Raw genomic sequence first — 14,615 nt, forward strand, 5'->3', positions numbered from 1 at the left:
CGCCGCGTAAATGTCATCGGGCGGTTATTCATCGGAAAGCATCCCTCGGCTGCATGACACCCCCGTTGCAGAGCCTTTGCTGACAAACGGTCCTTGCAACCTTCCCTGGCGGGTACGTCACTTGCACTAATGCAAGATCGAGGGGGCCGGCATGCCCAACGATCATCTCGCACCCGGATTCGGCGTCGCGGAAACTTTCTTCCTGGTGGACAGGCGCAGCCGCAATCTCCCCGCGCAGCTGCCGGATGGTTTCCTCCAGGCCGCCCGGGATGCATTCAAGGAAGGCTTCAGCCAGGAGATGTTCCAGAGCCTGGTGCGCCTGGACATGGCCCAGCCCAGCCTGCTGGAAATCGCCGAGGCCCGCGCCAGCCTGCTGGAACGGCGCACCCGCCTGGTAGCCATCGCTCGGGAATATCAGCTGGCGCCGGTCTGCGCGGGCACCCATCCCTTCGCGGACTGGCACTCACAGACGCCGTCGGATGACCCGCACAACCAATCGTGCTTCGAAGACCATCGGATGATCGCCCACCGCAGCCTGGCCTGCGGCCTGCGTGTCCAGGTCGTCTTGCCTGAGCACGTCGACCGCATCCTGGTGATGAACCGGGTGCTGGACTGGCTGCCCCTGCTGCTGGCGCTGAGCACCTCATCGCCCTTGTGGGGTGGTCGCCCGACGGGGCTGATGAGCTATCGCCAGGCGCTCTGCGCGGAATGGCCGCACAAGGGCATCCCCGAGCACTTCCCGGACGAACCGGCGTTTGCCGCCTACATGCAGTGGCTGATGGCGTCAGGGTCGATCCGGCGAGAGAGCGATCTCAGCTGGCGCATCCGCCCTTGCCCACGTTTTCCAGCCCTGGAGTTGCTGGGCGTCGACGCCTGCCCATCGGTGGAGGATGCCCTGTGTGTGGCCTCACTGTTCCGCGCCCTCGTGGCCTGGTCCATGGAGCGGACGGAAGATGTCCCGCACGACCCTCTGCTGCAACGCCTGATACTGAAGGAGAACCACTGGCGCGCCATGCGCTTTGGTATCCACGGTCTGTTCCTCGACGCCTCGGGCGAGGCCAGCCTGTCGGCCGGCGCCTGGCTGGCACGCGCCCATGCCTGTTTTGGCGCACTGGCAGAAGCCGAAGGTGACGGCCTGGCCTTCACCCGTGGCCGCCACATCCTGCGCTACGGCAGCAGCGCCGACCGCCAGTTGCAGCGTTACCGGGAGGCCCTGCAGGCGGGCCTGCCCCGACAACAGGCGCTGGTTTCGGTAGTGGATGGGCTGATCGCCGAAACCAGCGGCGATTAACCTACCTGGCTCATTTTGAGGACGTGGGAAATGCTCTGCGTACGGCCATCCCAGAGGTAGCGGAAGTGCGGCCCCTGCACCGGCAGGGTCACCGCCGGCGGGCGGAAGGCAGCCACGCACTCGTGGCCCGGCAGGCGCACGCTGTTGTACAGCAGCCCCCATTTGCCGGCGTTGCGGTGCTGCCCGGCAAAGGCCTGGCTGGCGCCGTAAGTGGCCGGGTCCGGGTCATGCAGCTCGACGCGATCACGCACGTCGAGCATCGGCTGGACCACCTTGTTCACGTAGGCGCGCAGGGTGATCTCGATGCTCGCCTCCTGGGTCGCACGCCAGAAGCGCTCCTGGTGGTAGCGGGTTTCGGCGATGGCGGCGTCGATGGAGTTGGCGCAGTAATAGACACCGAAGGAACCATCGGAAAAGCGGCTGGCACGGCCGATGTGGGTGAACACGGCCATCACCACCGTGGCTCCGGCGCCGCTGACACGATCCTCGGGCGCCACGCGGGAAATCTCGCCTACCTGGTCGCGCAGCCGGTCATTGGTCATGGACTCGATGGCGTAGGCGATTTCCAGGTCATCCGGGTCGAGGGTGTCCTCGAACACGGAGATGGGCGGAAAGCAGCTGTTGATCAGGCGGTAGGCCTTGCTCCATTCGGGAATCCGTTCAACCAGAAGCTCCTGGGTCATCAGCCACGCACTCCATCGAGATAGCGACGCACATCAGCCACATCCACCACCTGGCCACCCAGCATGTAGTCCAGCGCGCTGCGGCCGTTGAAGGGCGCGGCGCTGTTGGGCTTGTGCACCCATTCGTAAGCCCGTGCTTCCTGGTTGCTGAACAGGATGCGCAGGGACTTGTGAATGCCCATCAGGTAGGAAATGCGCTCCAGGGTGTCATGGGGCAGGCGCACGCTGGGCAGCTTCTTGTAGCTGAAGTAGGTGGTATTGCCGATAGAGCCCAGCAGGGTGCGCTGCTGCTCCTTGGTGCAACCCCACTTATCCATCAGGTTGAAGAAGAACTTCAGGGCCACGCGGCCCGCTTCGCCACCCTGGATATCCGGGCTGGCATGGCTGGCGGGAATGCTCATGACGTTTCCTCGAGCAGATGTCTTGCTTGTAAATTTAATCCTTATCCGAATTATTTCAAGCATTCAGTTCGGATAAGTATCTACCACCTCCCCTCCTTGGTGGCTCCGGGGCCAATCAATGGAAAAAAGCGCCAATGTGCCAGAGCGCTTTCGACCTAGGCCCCGGCAGCCGCGCTGGCTAGAGTGCCGACGCACGCCACTCGCGAGGGCCACCGCCATGCTCGACGCCACCACCGCACGCCGCTCCCGCTACATGGAGAACCGCCACCTGGCACTGGCCCTGTTCGCCGAGCAGGGCTACGGCCAGGTGAGCATGCGCGACCTGGCGGCGCAGCTCGGCATCAAGGCCGGCTCCATCTATCACCATGTCGAAAGCAAGGAAGCGCTGCTGTTTGAGTTCATCGAAGAGCTCTACGAGCAGTTGCTGGAGAATGCCGACCTGGCCGCCCGCGTGCACCGCGAACCGGCGGCACGCCTGGCCGCGCTGATCGACGCGCACCTGGCCCTGCACGAGCCCATGGGCTTGCACTTCCGCCTGGCCGAACTGGAAGCGCGCTGCCTGTCCGGGGAGCGTCTGGAACAGGCACGCGACCTGCGCGCGGCTTATGAAGAGGCCTTGCTGGAACCGCTGCAGGAACTCGCCGCCCAGCCCCTGGACGCTGCCGGACGCGGCGCGGTGGCCGGCATAGTGTCCCTGCTCAATCAGCTGCCGGCCTGGCTCGACGCCAGCGGCCTGCCAACGGAGCAAGGGCAGGAATTGATGCAACGGATGATCCTCGGCACGGTACGCGGAGCCCTGCGCTTGCCCTGATATGGGGATCTTGTGGGGGCGAATTCATTCGCCAAGGGACACGCTGTGTCCCCTTGGGAAGCGTTCGCTTTCCGCCATAACCAGTCAGACGAAACAGGCTATTACGCATTTAGCGCGGGCAGGGAAATTCGACAGGCGCTTGGGGAAAGCGCCTACGTGGGGACTGCATTGCTGGCTTACAGGGGCCTTGGATAGGGTTTGCGGAGCTGTGACCCGAGGGTCATGGCCGGGTGTGGAAGCCCGTGCTTGGAGAATCGAGCTCGCCATAGCGACGCGTTAATTGTCGGCAGTCTATGGCGGACCGTACGAGGGGCTTCGGCCCGACCGGTCTTAGCTCTGTTCTCCCGGTTCTTCCACACTCGTACGGTCCGCCACCCTTCAAGGATTTGGTGGCGGCTCCACAACCCAATGGATGGAGCTTTCCCATGACCCTTCCCGAAATCACGCCCCAGACCTTCCGCCGCCACCGCCGCCCGCTGCGCGCCTTCCTTATCGGGCACGAAGCCTGGTTCTCCACCCGCGACCTGCGCCGCCTGCTCAACACCGACATCAACGACCGCCTTATCGGCCGGCTCTGTGATGACCAGTGCCAGCGCGTGCTGTTGCTCAATGGCAGCGGCCGCTTCAACGAAGAAACCGTGATCAGCGAATCCGGCCTGCACACCCTGCTCTGGATGTACTGCTACCACCCGGAAAACCGGTTGTTGCGCCAGTGGGTGAGTCAGGAGGTGCTGCCGGTGCTTTGGAATGGGAAATTGCGTGCTGCATAGTTAGCCCTCTCCCCCGCCCTCACTCCCTGAAAGGGAGAGGGGGCGGGGGCAGTCCGGAACCAACGCCCTTCGCTATAATCCTGCCATCGCGCCAGGTAAGAGACTTGCCAAATGCCACCGCTTTCACTCCGAGCCAAGCAGGCGTATTGCGCCAAAACCCGTCGTTCCAACTATGCCGCCAGCCTCCGTCTGGAGGGTTTCGATACTTCCCCGGCGGACGCTGAACGCAAGCTTCCCAGCCGGGAAGAAATCCTCGAGCGCTATCGCAATCGACAAGGCTGATGCGCGACAAGTACGGCGCTGACCAGGACCCTTATTGCTACCCAGGTTCTCTCGTCCTACGCAATTTGCTGGATATCAGGGACGAGCCGACGCTGGATGAGGCAGAACGCGCCCTGTCTGAGGTCGCCGCAGGCGAAATCGACTTCACCCCTCCGCCTTACGACCTCAATTACCTCGCACGTATACACCTCGCGCTCTTTCGCGATATCTACGAATGGGCTGGCGAACTTCGCACCGTGGACATCGCCAAGGGCGGTACGTACTTCTGCAATGTCACAAGACTGGAGCCAGAAGCGAACAAGCTTTTCCGCGCTCTCGCGGATGCCAACTGGCTAGAGGGACTCGACCGTCCTGCCCTTATTGCCGCAGCGGCCGAACTTTACGGCGATATGAACATGCTCCATCCCTTCCGTGACGGTAATGGGCGGGCTCAGCGCATCCTTTTCGAGCACCTGATCGCCAACGCCGGATTCGAAATCGATTGGTGGGTGGTGGAAAGGCAAGAATGGATCCAAGCCAATATCGACGCAGTAGTCTGCGATTACCGGGGGCTGATACAGATATTCGAGCGGTGCGTTGGACAAGCGCTGCCTGAACTGGACCGTTGAGGCCGCCACCCGTTGTTTCAATATCCGAGGGAGTGCAGACCACCAGCATCGCAAGCTCCACCCATCCTACGGACTGCATCCGGTTAGCTTCCTGAAACCATCTTTTCGCTCACATTGCCTACTGTTTAAGTACCAGCAGCAGAGATATCGCGATGTACGAGCCCATCAATGCAGTTGTAGTCATGGGTGTTGCCGGTAGCGGGAAGTCGGCCGTGGCGCGTGCACTGGAGGTGCGGACCGGGGCCAGGCTGATCGAGGGTGATGCGTTCCACCCCGACCGCAACATCCAGAAGATGAGCAGCGGGCAGCCCTTGACCGACAAGGACCGCGCCAGTTGGCTGCGCGCGCTGGAAAAGCGATTGCACCGGGCCAAGGTCGATGGCGAGCGTCCGATCCTCACCTGCTCGGCGCTCAAGCGCAGCTACCGCGACGGCCTGCGCCACGCCATGCCCGGCGTGGGCTTTGCCTATCTGCAGCTCTCCCCCGCCGCCGCCGCCGAGCGAATGGCCCGGCGTCATGGGCACTTCATGCCGTGCAGCCTGCTGGAAAGCCAGTTCGTCGACCTGGAAGAACCGCTGGGCGAGCCGCTGACCCTGATCCTCGACGGCACCCTGTCGGTGGGCGAACTGGCCAGCGCCATCCACCAGTGGTGGCAACAGCACGCGCCGGCTTGAAGAACGAATCGGTGCCCAGTGGTAGGGTGCGCCGCGCGCACCGAGCATTGTCATTTGTGCGCACGGCGCACCCTACGGGCATTGGACTGGTGCCGAGTCCAGCCTCGATTGGCGGACAAAGGGAGCGTTCTCCTCCCTGTGGGAGCGATTTCAATCGCGAATGAATTCGCTCCCACAACGTAGACGCAGTACCGCCACAGCATTCCGCCATCATCCAGTCTTCGGGGAAAAGCGCTTAGAATCCCGCGCTTTGCCGTGGTTACAGGGATCGATCCAATGCTGTCTGCCATGAAACGCGCCCTGGCGCGTTACTTCCCGCGAACCACCGAGTACCTGCGCGCCGAGCGTGAAGCCGCTGACCAACTGCGCAAACCCACGCCTCGGGCGAAGAAATCCGCCAGCACCGGCAAGACCAAGGCGACCGGCACCAAGAAAGCCGCCGCTGGCGATGGCCCCGCCAAACCGGAAAAGCCTGCCGACGAAGGCATCTACGCGGGCGCCCGGATGAAAGCGACCGACGCCCAGCTGCAGGCCATGCGCGAACGGGTGGCCCAGGCCGTGGCCGCTGGCGTGGTCAGCCCGCCCTCGGACGAGCAGTGGGCGATGATCCTCGGCCGCGCCCCGCTCACCCGCATCTTCGCCGGCGCCGGTTCCGGCAAGTCCACCACCCTGGTACTGCGGGTGGTGTTCATGCTTTGCCACATGGGCGTGGCGCCGGAGCGGCTCACGGTCATTTCCTTTACCAATGCCTCCTGCGCCCAGCTGCGCGAGCAACTGCTGAAGGTCCTGGCCTTCTGGCAATTCCCCTTCGACACAGCCCAGGCGCGCCAGTGCGTGCGCACCTTCCATTCGGCCATGGGCACTCTGGCCAAGGAGCTGCTGGGTAACCCGCGCTGGTTCGAACAACTGGACGACGCCGGCGCCGGCGAGTTGGACAACCCGCTGCTGGCCGGCCGCCTGCGCCCGGCCCAGCAACGACTGCTGCAACAGGCCTACCAGGATTGCTATGCCGCAGACGCGGGGTTCCGCGAGCGGGTCCACGATCTGCTGGGCCTGCCGCCACTGCCCGCCCCGGTCGAAGGCCAGCCGGCGCGAATTCCGAAGGCGCCCATGGACAGCTTCAAGCTGGCCGGCGAGTTCACCCCGCTGCCACTGTTCGAGGCCTTCTACGTGCAGGCCGGTTTCATGGAAAGCATCGGCATCCGTGTCGACCAGCTGAAACCTCGTGCCCTGGCCTGTTCGGCGCGGGAGCGCACCTTCGTCGAGGCCCTGGCGCAGTTCTGGAAGCACTTCGAGGCCCTGCTGCAACAGCAGGGGCTGATGACCTTCAACGCTGCCTTCCAACGCCTGGGCGAAGTGCTGGCCAAGGGTAACGGCCTGCCCAGCGCGGCACTGGCGCCCTACTGTCATCTGCTGATCGACGAGTTCCAGGACATCTCGCCGCAGATCGTCCAGTGGCTTCAGGCCCTGCATCGCGGCCTGGCACGCCAGGGCGAGGCGGTGAGCCTGATGGCCATCGGCGACGACTGGCAGTCCATCTACGGTTGGCGCGGCAGCTCGCCGGAGCTGTTCATGGACTTCGACCGGCACTTCCCCAGCAAGGGCAAGACGAAGAAAAGCACGGTGCTGACGCTGGAAACCAACTACCGCTCCATCGAGCCCATCCTGCGGGACGGCGAGGCGGTGCTGGAGGGCGTGGCCTTCAAGCAGACCAAAGCCAGCAAGGCGTTCAAAGCCGTGCAGCCCGGCGACCACGGGGTGAAGCTGGTTTCGCGCTTCGACCTCAAGACCCGCATGCCGGAGCTAGTGCAGGAAATCCAGGCCCAGTGCGCCCATGTCGCCAGCCGCACGAATGCCGACCGCAATCCGGTGCTGCTGCTCTCCCGGCGCAACGAGCCGCTCCGGCAGATCCAGGGCCAACTCGATTCGGCGCTGCCGGTGCGGGCCTACAGCATTCACCGCGCCAAGGGCTTGCAGGCGGAGGTGGCGATCATCGTCGACGACTGCGCGCCGCCGGAGAAACATCCGCTGCGTAATGCGCTCTATGCCCACTCCGGTTTCTTCCGCAACAGCTACGACCAGGCGATGCAGGACGAAAGCCTGCGCCTGGCCTACGTGGCCATTACGCGGGGCGTGAGCCGGGTGATCTGGTATTCGAACAAGGTGCAGGGCGCGGTCGAGGTGCTGTCGCGACATGGACATCGCGAATAAATCGTCGCCACGGTGTCCACAAGTAGGGTGCGCCATGTGCACCGACGCGATGTTTGTGACGCGAGCCACCTTTCTGGTGCGCGCGGCGCACCCTACGGGACCGGCAAACCGCTCTTTTCGTCGGCCCGTTCAGCCGATGTCATGAAATGAAAAACCGCTGTCGCCGGATGCAAGGTGCCTGGGTTTCCTTGGGCCCTAGAGTTTCTGCCATTCACCGCAGGCAGGGCCAAGGGCCCGGAAACTCGAGAGTCGCAATGAGCAAATCCACTCAAACGTCCCAGAACACAACAACAACCAAGCGACGTCCGGCAGCCGGCAAAACCCGCCGCAGCCAGAAGGATGCCGACCTCCCGGGAGACGCCCAGCAGCACGAGCTGATCGGCACTGCCACCAACCAGACCCTGGCCGGCAATCCGCTGGTCAGCGTGCGCGCCGCCGACCTGGCCAGCTCCGCCGGCTACCTGCTCAAGGCCGTGGGCAAATCGCCGCTCAAGGCCGGCTATCACCTTGGCGGGTACCTGAAGGAGATGGGCGCCATCGTCAGGGGCAAGTCCAGCATCGCGCCGGACCCCAAGGACAAGCGCTTTGCCGATCCTGCCTGGCAATCCAACTTCCTCCTGCGTGGCCTGCTGCAGAGCTACCTGGCCGGCCAGAGCGAATTCAACCGTTTCATCGAATCGGCCGATCTGCCGCCCCTGGAAAAGAGCCGCGCCCAGTTCGTCGCCTCGCTTCTGGCCGATGCGGTGGCACCCAGCAACTCGCCGCTGACCAACCCCACCGCCCTGCGCAAGCTGGTGGACACGGGCGGCATGAGCCTGGCCCGGGGCGTTCGCCAGTTCACCCATGACATGCTGAACAATCGCGGTCTGCCGGCGCAGGTCGACAGCACGCCGTTCAAGGTCGGGGAGAACATCGCCACGGCCAAGGGCGAGGTGGTGTACCGCAACAAGATGTTCGAGCTGCTGCAGTTCGCGCCGACCACGCCGAACATGTTTGCGCGCCCGCTGGTGATGTCTCCGCCGCAGATCAACAAGTACTACGCCATCGACCTCTCGCCGGAGAAGAGCCTGATCAAGTGGGTGCAGGACAGCGGCGTGAACCTGTTCGTCATCAGTTGGCGCAACCCCACCGCCAAGCACCGCGAATGGTCACTGTCCGACTACGCCCTGTGCCTTGACCAGGCCGTGGATGTGGCACGCCAGATCACCGGCAGCCCGGACGTGAACATGTGGGGCTCCTGCTCCGGTGGCATCACCCTGGCAGCCTACCTGGGCTGGCTGGCGGCGCGCGGCGAAGGCCACAAGGTGGCTAACACCTGCTGGGCCGTGTGCGTGCTCGACATGCCCTCGGCGCTGGGCGACACCACCCTCGGTCTCTTCACCACACCGTCTGCCCTGCGTGCGGCCAAGGCCAGTTCGCGACACAAGGGGGTACTGAGCGGCCAGGACATGGCGCGCATGTTTGCCTGGATGCGGCCCAACGACCTCATCTGGAACTACTGGGTGAACAACTACCTGCTGGGCAACAAGCCGCCGGCGTTCGACATCCTGGCCTGGAACAACGACACCACGCGTCTCCCGGCCCAGTTGCACGCGGACTACCTCGACCTGGTGCAGCAGAACCCCTACAGCAATCCGGGCACCCTTTCGATTGCAGGCGAATCCATCGACATGACGCAGGTTCAGGTCGGCGCCTACGTGATCGGCGGCACCACCGACCACATCACGCCCTGGCAAGGCTGCTACGGCACGGCCCGACTGTTCGGCGAAGACGCCACCTTCGTGCTGTCCAACGCCGGTCACCTGCAGAGCCTGGTCAACCCGCCCGGCAACCCCAAGTCGTACTTCTATTCGGCGCCGGCCAACGCCGATGATCCGGAAACCTGGCTGCAGAACGCCGGGGAACGCCACGAAGGCAGCTGGTGGCCCCATTGGCGCGAGTGGATCCAGCAGCGGTCGGGCGAAAGCCAGACGGCACCGAAGAAGCTGGGCTCGCGCAAGTACCCGCCGCTCTGCCCCGCCCCCGGCATGTACGTGCTGGAACGCTGAGGGCACAAGGCAGAACAACGCCGGGGCGAATTCAGCCCTGGCGTTGACGCATCTGGATGAACAGGGCTTCGACCTTTTCCCGCGCCCAGGGCGTCTTGCGCAAGAAGGTCAGGCTGGACTTGATGCTCGGGTCGCTCTTGAAGCAACGGATGTCGATGCGCTTGGCCAGGCCGTCCCATCCGTAGTGCTCCACCAGTTCGTTGAGCAGCTTTTCCAGCGTGACCCCATGCAACGGATTGTTCGGGGTTTGGGTCATGGCGGGCCTCGTTCAGTTTGCGAAAGCGGTGGAGCTTAGGGCCACGCATCACAGAAGGCCACTCCCGCCGCTGTGCCGACCCAGGACAAGGCCTGCCGGTGAACCCGGTCCGTCCATTCATCGCCAACAGTCATGCAATTCCGCCGTGCATGTACGCTCAACAAAGTCCCGGAGAGGATAAAGCTTGGTCACCACGGATCACCGCCTCCGTCTCAGGCACCTTCTCCGTGCCCAGGTCCGTGGTGACCTTTCTTCCCCTTAGGTCACTCCTGTTGGTCACCAGGCCGCCTCAAGGGAAGCGCGGCGTCAGCCGGCTGGCTTCTGGCACCGGGAAGGGGAAGCCGAGCACTGGGTACTTGCCGCGAACGCGGTTCTGCGCCTGGCAGTTCTTGACGCAGCTCGTCGGCGGCGGGGCAACCTCGACCGAGTCCTCGCCCAATACGCCCCCCATGCGACCACCACTGGACACACGCCACACGGATACGCCGCCGAACTGGCTGATGCGGGTAGCAACCTGCGGGCTGTCCCGTCCGACCAGCTTGGGCGACAGGTCGTTGGCGAAATTGATCCGGGGCGTCACCGGCACCGGGTAGCACTGCGGGGTGAAATTGGGCGGCGTGCAAAGCGGCAGCGGGGGCGGATTTCGGAAATTGGGGTTATCGAAGTAGAACACCCCCTCCGCCAGTACATGGGTGAAGTCGGTCGGGAGGCCATCCGCACGCGACGGCTCCATCTGGAAGATGCCGCCCTGGGCACAGTCCTTGGCCTGGATCTTCATGCTGACGCCGGAGCCACTCCGTTGCAGCAGCACATCGTTGCCCTCCACCTCCACCGTCAGATTGCCACTCAACGCCACGCCACCGAGATTTGGCGTTTTGCTGGCGAACAAAGTGGTCGGTACGCCACCGGTCATGTCCAGCGGATTCGGTGCGCCGGTCAGGGTGTAGTTGCGAACGCCGAGCGTGGCCGCATCGACTTCGAATGTCACGAACTTGCCCTGGACCAGGAAGCTGGCGCCCACCGAACTGGCGGGCACCACGGTGTCCGTGGGGCTGGAAAACGTCCCGCCGAGAAGCACGACGGAGAATCCGCCGCCCTCGCAGCCGGCATCCTTGGCGGCCTGGGCCTGCTGGCCGATCAGGCCGAGCGAAAGCGCCAGGAAAGCGGTCAGCGGAACGCGTAGTGGAAAGGCCTTAGTGGGGCTGAAGGCAGTCGCAGCGTCAGATGGAACAGTTCGGGAGTTCATTTCGTCACCTCTTGTCGGATGAGTCTTTGATTTCCTCACCGCTCACAGGAGCGGCCGGCCAACCAGCGCGGGCATCTGACTTCAGCTTGAAATGCAACAGCGGTGTATCCGCACGATCCTTCTGGACCAGTCAGCACCATCAGTGGGAAATTTTCCCACGTCGGGTAACGCTAGCCCCATGTGCCGGAGAGTCAACGACCGAATATCGGAGTCGGAATCATTTCGCATAGGGCCGCTATCGAGCTGGATGGCTTCCGACAAATGGACGCTCCCTATCGTGGATCGGGTCGGGCCCTCAAACAGCTGTGAGAAACGGGTAACGGGTGGGCGCTCAGGTCGCCCGCCCTTCCCCGCCGCTTACTTGAACAGCTCGGCGTTGGCAGCCAGGACTTCGTCCGCGCACTGCGCATCGAGGTGGCCGCCCGGAGCGCCGGCCACGCCGATGGCACCGATCACGGCATCGCCAGCCTTCACCGGCACACCACCGCCCAGCAGCAGGAAGCCGGGAATGTCGGTCAGGTTGGCGGCGACCTGGTTCTTCTGGGCGTTTTCCATGATGGCCAGGGTCGGGGTCTTGGCGGAGGCGGAGGTGAAGGCCTTGGCCTGGCTGGCTTCGATGGTGTGCGGGCCGGCGTTGTCGGCGCGGGCGAAGGCCTTCAGCAGGCCGGCGCGGTCCACCACCGCAGCGCTCACGTTGTAACCCTTGGCCTGGCAGGCCGCGACGGTGGCGGCGGCCAGCTTCTGGGCGTCGGCAGTCGAGATATTGCTTTCTTTCAGCACGGCGGCATTGGCGGCGCCCGCGAAGGTCAGGGAGCAGAGCAGCGCGGCAAGCGAATAACGAGACATGGTTACGTCCTTTTCGGGATCGATTTCAGGAGTAGCCAGTGTGGCGAGCGCGCGCCGGGGGCGGTATTCGCCCGATTACGCTGCAGCCTCCGTAGCGCTACGGAGACGGTGAGTCCAGCAGGGTCGCGTACTGGCGGATGAGCTGCGCCAGGGAGTCGGCCTCGAGCTTGGCGAAGACGTTGGCCCGATAGGTTTCCACGGTGCGCGGCGACAGGTCGAATTCGCGCGCGATTTCCTTGTTGCTCATGCCCTGGACGATGCGCACCAGCACGTCGCGCTCGCGCCCGGACAGGCGTGCCAGCCGCTCGACAGCCGCCTGGGTCACTGCCTGGCGCTCGCGGCTGGCGACGTGGCTGCGCACGGCGGCCTGCACCGCATCCAGGAACACATCGTCATCCACCGGCTTCTGCAGGAATTCCATGGCGCCGCCCTTGAAGGCACGGCGGCACAGGTCGACGTTGCCGTGACCGGTCAGCATCACCACCGGCAGATCGGACACTTCCGCCAACCGTGCCAGCACGTCCAACCCGCCGATACCCGGCATGCGGATGTCCAGCACCACGCAACCGATGGACTGCGGCGACAGCGAGGCGAGGAAGGCCTGGGGATCGCCATGCCCCTCGCTGCGCAGGCCGACGCTACGCAGCAACAGCGCCAGCCCCTCGCGAACGGCATCGTCGTCGTCCACCAGGTATACGAGCGGGGAATGTGCGGGCAGGCTCATGCGTCGGCTCCGGCAAGGGGCAGGCGCAAGGTGAAGCAGGCGCCCCGGGGTTCGAGGTTGCGGACGGTCATACGGCCGTCCATGGCGCCGGCCAGCGTCTCGCACAGCGCCAGGCCCAGCCCCATGCCTTGGGGCCGCGTGGTGTAGAACGGCTCGAACAGTCGCGGCATGGCTTCGGCATCGATGCCGGGGCCGTCATCGCTGACGCTGAATACGTATTCGCTGCCTTCGACTGCACCCTTCAGGACGATGCTCCGGGTGCCCGGTGCGTCGGCGGCGTTCTGCACCAGGTTGTGCAGGATCTGTTCGAGGGCCACCCGGTCACCCAGCGGGCGGGCGCCGGGACTTGCGTTGCGCCAGGCCAGTCGGATGCCGCGTCGGGCCAGTTCGTCTTCGCGCAGGAACAGCAGCGAAGCCGCCAGCGCGTCGGGGTCCACCGCCCTGCGCGGCGAAGGCGAACTGGGTTTCACCAGTTCGCGCATACGGCTGATGATGTCGGCCGCACGGCGGGCCTGGCCGGCGCTGGCAAGCAGGGCCTGACGTACCGTCGGGCGCTCTTCCTCGTCATCCAGCAGGCGTTCGGCAGCGCGCACCTGGGCGAGGATGGCGGTCAGCGGCTGGTTCAATTCATGGGCGATACCCGCAGCCATTTCCCCCAGGGTGCTGAGGCGCGTCATCGCCGCGAGGCGGACCGTCTCCTGCTGCCGCCTGGCCTCGGCGCGCGAGCGCTGCCAGGCAGTGGTGCCGGCCGCCAGCAGGCAACTGGCGGCGGCCCAGGCCAGCCACTCGACCCAGGGCCAGTCGGCGGGCGTCAGCGTGCGCCAACTGTGCACGGGAAAGGGTTGGCTGACGGCACCCAGTGGTTTGTGCAGGTCGATCTTCAAGCCCGGTGAGCTGTCGGACTGGCGCGCCAGCAGCGTGAGCGGCCCCGCCCCCACGTCCAGCGTCAGCATGGCCAGCGAGGGCGGAAAGTCAGCGGCCGGAATGAGATGCCGGGCGTCCAGCAACAGGCTCCAGCCCGATGGGGCCACCAGCCAGTAGCGGGCCTCGTCCAGCGCCAGTGTGACCGGCCTCCCCAGTTGCTTCGCCTGCTCGACGGCAGTCGCCAGCCCCGGCGGAGATTCGGTACTGCCCGCCCAGGCGCCATCGCGCAGGTAACCCAACCCCAGCAACTGCGGCATGGACGGTTGCAGGCTGGGCAGCAGACGCTCAGGAATGGGGGGATGCGACAGCGCGGCCAGGGTAGCCAGCACTGCTTCGTGCTGCACAGTCTTCTGACTGAGCATGCGCTGGGCAATGCTGGTGTCCTGGAAAAAGCGCTCGTAGCGGTCGGCGTAGTCCTGCCAACCGATCCAGGCAGCGATGGGACAGAACAGGACCAACCAGAGAACGAAGGTACGGGGAATCGTCAGGGGTTTCACGACCGGCATCATGCCCTGCCGCCTCGAAAATCGACCATCCGTACGGCTACGGAGGCAGGACGCGAGCAGCCGAGCGGCGCGTCGATAGCGTGACCCGGTAGTGACATGTCGATTGCTTGCATCCATTCAGCCCGGTTGCGGAAATGCGCCATTGTTTCATGGCCGCAGTGAGCATGGACGCGTCCGGGCGCGATGGCCAACGCGGGCTTCGCTGTGGGGGGCGATTTCAATCGCGAACGAATTCGCCCCCACAGGGCAGGACTGCGCCCTGTTTGGCGAATGAATTCGCCCCTACAGGATTGCGCGAGAGGTGGGCCGGGAGTCACCCCTCTCCACTTCAGGG

15 protein-coding genes are annotated in these 14,615 nt (G+C 64.7%); 8 read left to right on the plus strand and 7 right to left on the minus strand.

Annotated elements, in window-relative coordinates:
* Positions 1–151: 151 nt before the first annotated feature.
* Positions 152–1,291 carry a YbdK family carboxylate-amine ligase gene (locus tag E8E91_RS15210; protein WP_280376482.1) on the plus strand — a complete coding sequence of 380 codons (1,140 nt, stop codon included), beginning with the start codon at positions 152–154 and terminating at the stop codon, positions 1,289–1,291.
* On the opposite strand, the gene E8E91_RS15215 is transcribed toward E8E91_RS15210, so the two are convergent.
* Together E8E91_RS15215 and E8E91_RS15220 are read right to left on the minus strand one after the other, a co-directional pair.
* Positions 1,288–1,974 (minus strand): RES family NAD+ phosphorylase, encoded by a 687-nt coding sequence (locus E8E91_RS15215; protein ID WP_280376484.1) that lies wholly within the window; start codon positions 1,972–1,974, stop codon positions 1,288–1,290. The genes E8E91_RS15210 and E8E91_RS15215 overlap by 4 nt on opposite strands.
* Positions 1,974–2,375, minus strand: coding sequence for an MbcA/ParS/Xre antitoxin family protein (locus E8E91_RS15220; protein ID WP_280371035.1), 402 nt, complete (start codon positions 2,373–2,375; stop codon positions 1,974–1,976). Before E8E91_RS15220 ends, E8E91_RS15215 begins: the two co-directional genes overlap by 1 nt.
* 217 nt (positions 2,376–2,592) lie before the next feature.
* Here E8E91_RS15220 and E8E91_RS15225 point away from each other — a divergent pair, with 217 nt between their 5' ends.
* The 7 genes from E8E91_RS15225 to E8E91_RS15255 all read left to right on the plus strand — a co-directional run bounded on the left by E8E91_RS15225 (position 2,593) and on the right by E8E91_RS15255 (position 9,779).
* The gene (locus E8E91_RS15225) at positions 2,593–3,186 is read left to right on the plus strand and encodes a TetR/AcrR family transcriptional regulator (protein WP_280376486.1); all 594 of its coding nucleotides are present in this window, start codon (positions 2,593–2,595) and stop codon (positions 3,184–3,186) included.
* Positions 3,187–3,611: 425 nt separating this feature from the next.
* On the plus strand, positions 3,612–3,956 hold the full coding sequence (locus E8E91_RS15230) for a Bro-N domain-containing protein (protein WP_280376489.1): 345 nt from the start codon (positions 3,612–3,614) through the stop codon (positions 3,954–3,956).
* A 111-nt stretch (positions 3,957–4,067) separates the two neighbouring features.
* On the plus strand, positions 4,068–4,238 hold the full coding sequence (locus E8E91_RS15235) for a YhfG family protein (protein WP_280376490.1): 171 nt from the start codon (positions 4,068–4,070) through the stop codon (positions 4,236–4,238).
* The gene (locus E8E91_RS15240) at positions 4,238–4,846 is read left to right on the plus strand and encodes a putative adenosine monophosphate-protein transferase Fic (RefSeq protein WP_280376493.1); all 609 of its coding nucleotides are present in this window, start codon (positions 4,238–4,240) and stop codon (positions 4,844–4,846) included. Before E8E91_RS15235 ends, E8E91_RS15240 begins: the two co-directional genes overlap by 1 nt.
* A 152-nt stretch (positions 4,847–4,998) precedes the next feature.
* Entirely contained in the window at positions 4,999–5,520 is a 522-nt protein-coding gene (locus E8E91_RS15245) for a gluconokinase (RefSeq protein WP_280376496.1), read from the plus strand.
* A 276-nt stretch (positions 5,521–5,796) separates the two neighbouring features.
* Positions 5,797–7,731: a DEAD/DEAH box helicase gene (locus E8E91_RS15250; RefSeq protein WP_280376499.1), complete on the plus strand. Its 1,935-nt coding sequence runs from the start codon at positions 5,797–5,799 to the stop codon at positions 7,729–7,731.
* 254 nt (positions 7,732–7,985) lie between these two features.
* Positions 7,986–9,779, plus strand: coding sequence for an alpha/beta fold hydrolase (locus E8E91_RS15255; RefSeq protein ID WP_280376501.1), 1,794 nt, complete (start codon positions 7,986–7,988; stop codon positions 9,777–9,779).
* Between the two features lie 31 nt (positions 9,780–9,810).
* Here the strand turns inward: E8E91_RS15255 and E8E91_RS15260 are convergent, their stop codons facing one another.
* The 5 genes from E8E91_RS15260 to E8E91_RS15280 form a co-directional block, all read right to left on the minus strand.
* Positions 9,811–10,035, minus strand: coding sequence for a VF530 family protein (locus E8E91_RS15260; RefSeq protein ID WP_190832017.1), 225 nt, complete (start codon positions 10,033–10,035; stop codon positions 9,811–9,813).
* 289 nt (positions 10,036–10,324) lie between these two features.
* Positions 10,325–11,281, minus strand: coding sequence for a hypothetical protein (locus E8E91_RS15265; RefSeq protein ID WP_280376505.1), 957 nt, complete (start codon positions 11,279–11,281; stop codon positions 10,325–10,327).
* A gap of 357 nt (positions 11,282–11,638) precedes the next feature.
* Positions 11,639–12,127, minus strand: a complete 489-nt coding sequence (locus tag E8E91_RS15270; RefSeq protein ID WP_280371016.1) for a heme-binding protein — start codon at positions 12,125–12,127, stop codon at positions 11,639–11,641.
* A gap of 97 nt (positions 12,128–12,224) precedes the next feature.
* Entirely contained in the window at positions 12,225–12,851 is a 627-nt protein-coding gene (locus E8E91_RS15275) for a response regulator (RefSeq protein WP_280376507.1), read from the minus strand.
* Positions 12,848–14,284 (minus strand): HAMP domain-containing sensor histidine kinase, encoded by a 1,437-nt coding sequence (locus E8E91_RS15280; protein WP_280376509.1) that lies wholly within the window; start codon positions 14,282–14,284, stop codon positions 12,848–12,850. The genes E8E91_RS15275 and E8E91_RS15280 overlap by 4 nt, the downstream gene beginning before the upstream one ends.
* Positions 14,285–14,615 lie beyond the last annotated feature (331 nt).

This window comes from Pseudomonas sp. BN515 (assembly GCF_029873155.1).
Lineage (GTDB): Bacteria > Pseudomonadota > Gammaproteobacteria > Pseudomonadales > Pseudomonadaceae > Metapseudomonas.

Excerpts from the sequence above, each read along its gene's own strand:
- E8E91_RS15270 (WP_280371016.1), bottom strand. The coding sequence starts at position 12,127 with ATGTCTCGTTATTCGCTTGCCGCGCTGCTCTGCTCCCTGACCTTCGCG.
- E8E91_RS15215 (WP_280376484.1), bottom strand. The coding sequence starts at position 1,974 with ATGACCCAGGAGCTTCTGGTTGAACGGATTCCCGAATGGAGCAAGGCC.
- E8E91_RS15280 (WP_280376509.1), bottom strand. The coding sequence starts at position 14,284 with ATGATGCCGGTCGTGAAACCCCTGACGATTCCCCGTACCTTCGTTCTC.
- E8E91_RS15255 (WP_280376501.1), top strand. The coding sequence starts at position 7,986 with ATGAGCAAATCCACTCAAACGTCCCAGAACACAACAACAACCAAGCGA.
- E8E91_RS15265 (WP_280376505.1), bottom strand. The coding sequence starts at position 11,281 with ATGAACTCCCGAACTGTTCCATCTGACGCTGCGACTGCCTTCAGCCCC.
- E8E91_RS15225 (WP_280376486.1), top strand. The coding sequence starts at position 2,593 with ATGCTCGACGCCACCACCGCACGCCGCTCCCGCTACATGGAGAACCGC.
- E8E91_RS15245 (WP_280376496.1), top strand. The coding sequence starts at position 4,999 with ATGTACGAGCCCATCAATGCAGTTGTAGTCATGGGTGTTGCCGGTAGC.
- E8E91_RS15235 (WP_280376490.1), top strand. The coding sequence starts at position 4,068 with ATGCCACCGCTTTCACTCCGAGCCAAGCAGGCGTATTGCGCCAAAACC.
- E8E91_RS15230 (WP_280376489.1), top strand. The coding sequence starts at position 3,612 with ATGACCCTTCCCGAAATCACGCCCCAGACCTTCCGCCGCCACCGCCGC.
- E8E91_RS15250 (WP_280376499.1), top strand. The coding sequence starts at position 5,797 with ATGCTGTCTGCCATGAAACGCGCCCTGGCGCGTTACTTCCCGCGAACC.
- E8E91_RS15260 (WP_190832017.1), bottom strand. The coding sequence starts at position 10,035 with ATGACCCAAACCCCGAACAATCCGTTGCATGGGGTCACGCTGGAAAAG.
- E8E91_RS15275 (WP_280376507.1), bottom strand. The coding sequence starts at position 12,851 with ATGAGCCTGCCCGCACATTCCCCGCTCGTATACCTGGTGGACGACGAC.
- E8E91_RS15210 (WP_280376482.1), top strand. The coding sequence starts at position 152 with ATGCCCAACGATCATCTCGCACCCGGATTCGGCGTCGCGGAAACTTTC.
- E8E91_RS15220 (WP_280371035.1), bottom strand. The coding sequence starts at position 2,375 with ATGAGCATTCCCGCCAGCCATGCCAGCCCGGATATCCAGGGTGGCGAA.
- E8E91_RS15240 (WP_280376493.1), top strand. The coding sequence starts at position 4,238 with ATGCGCGACAAGTACGGCGCTGACCAGGACCCTTATTGCTACCCAGGT.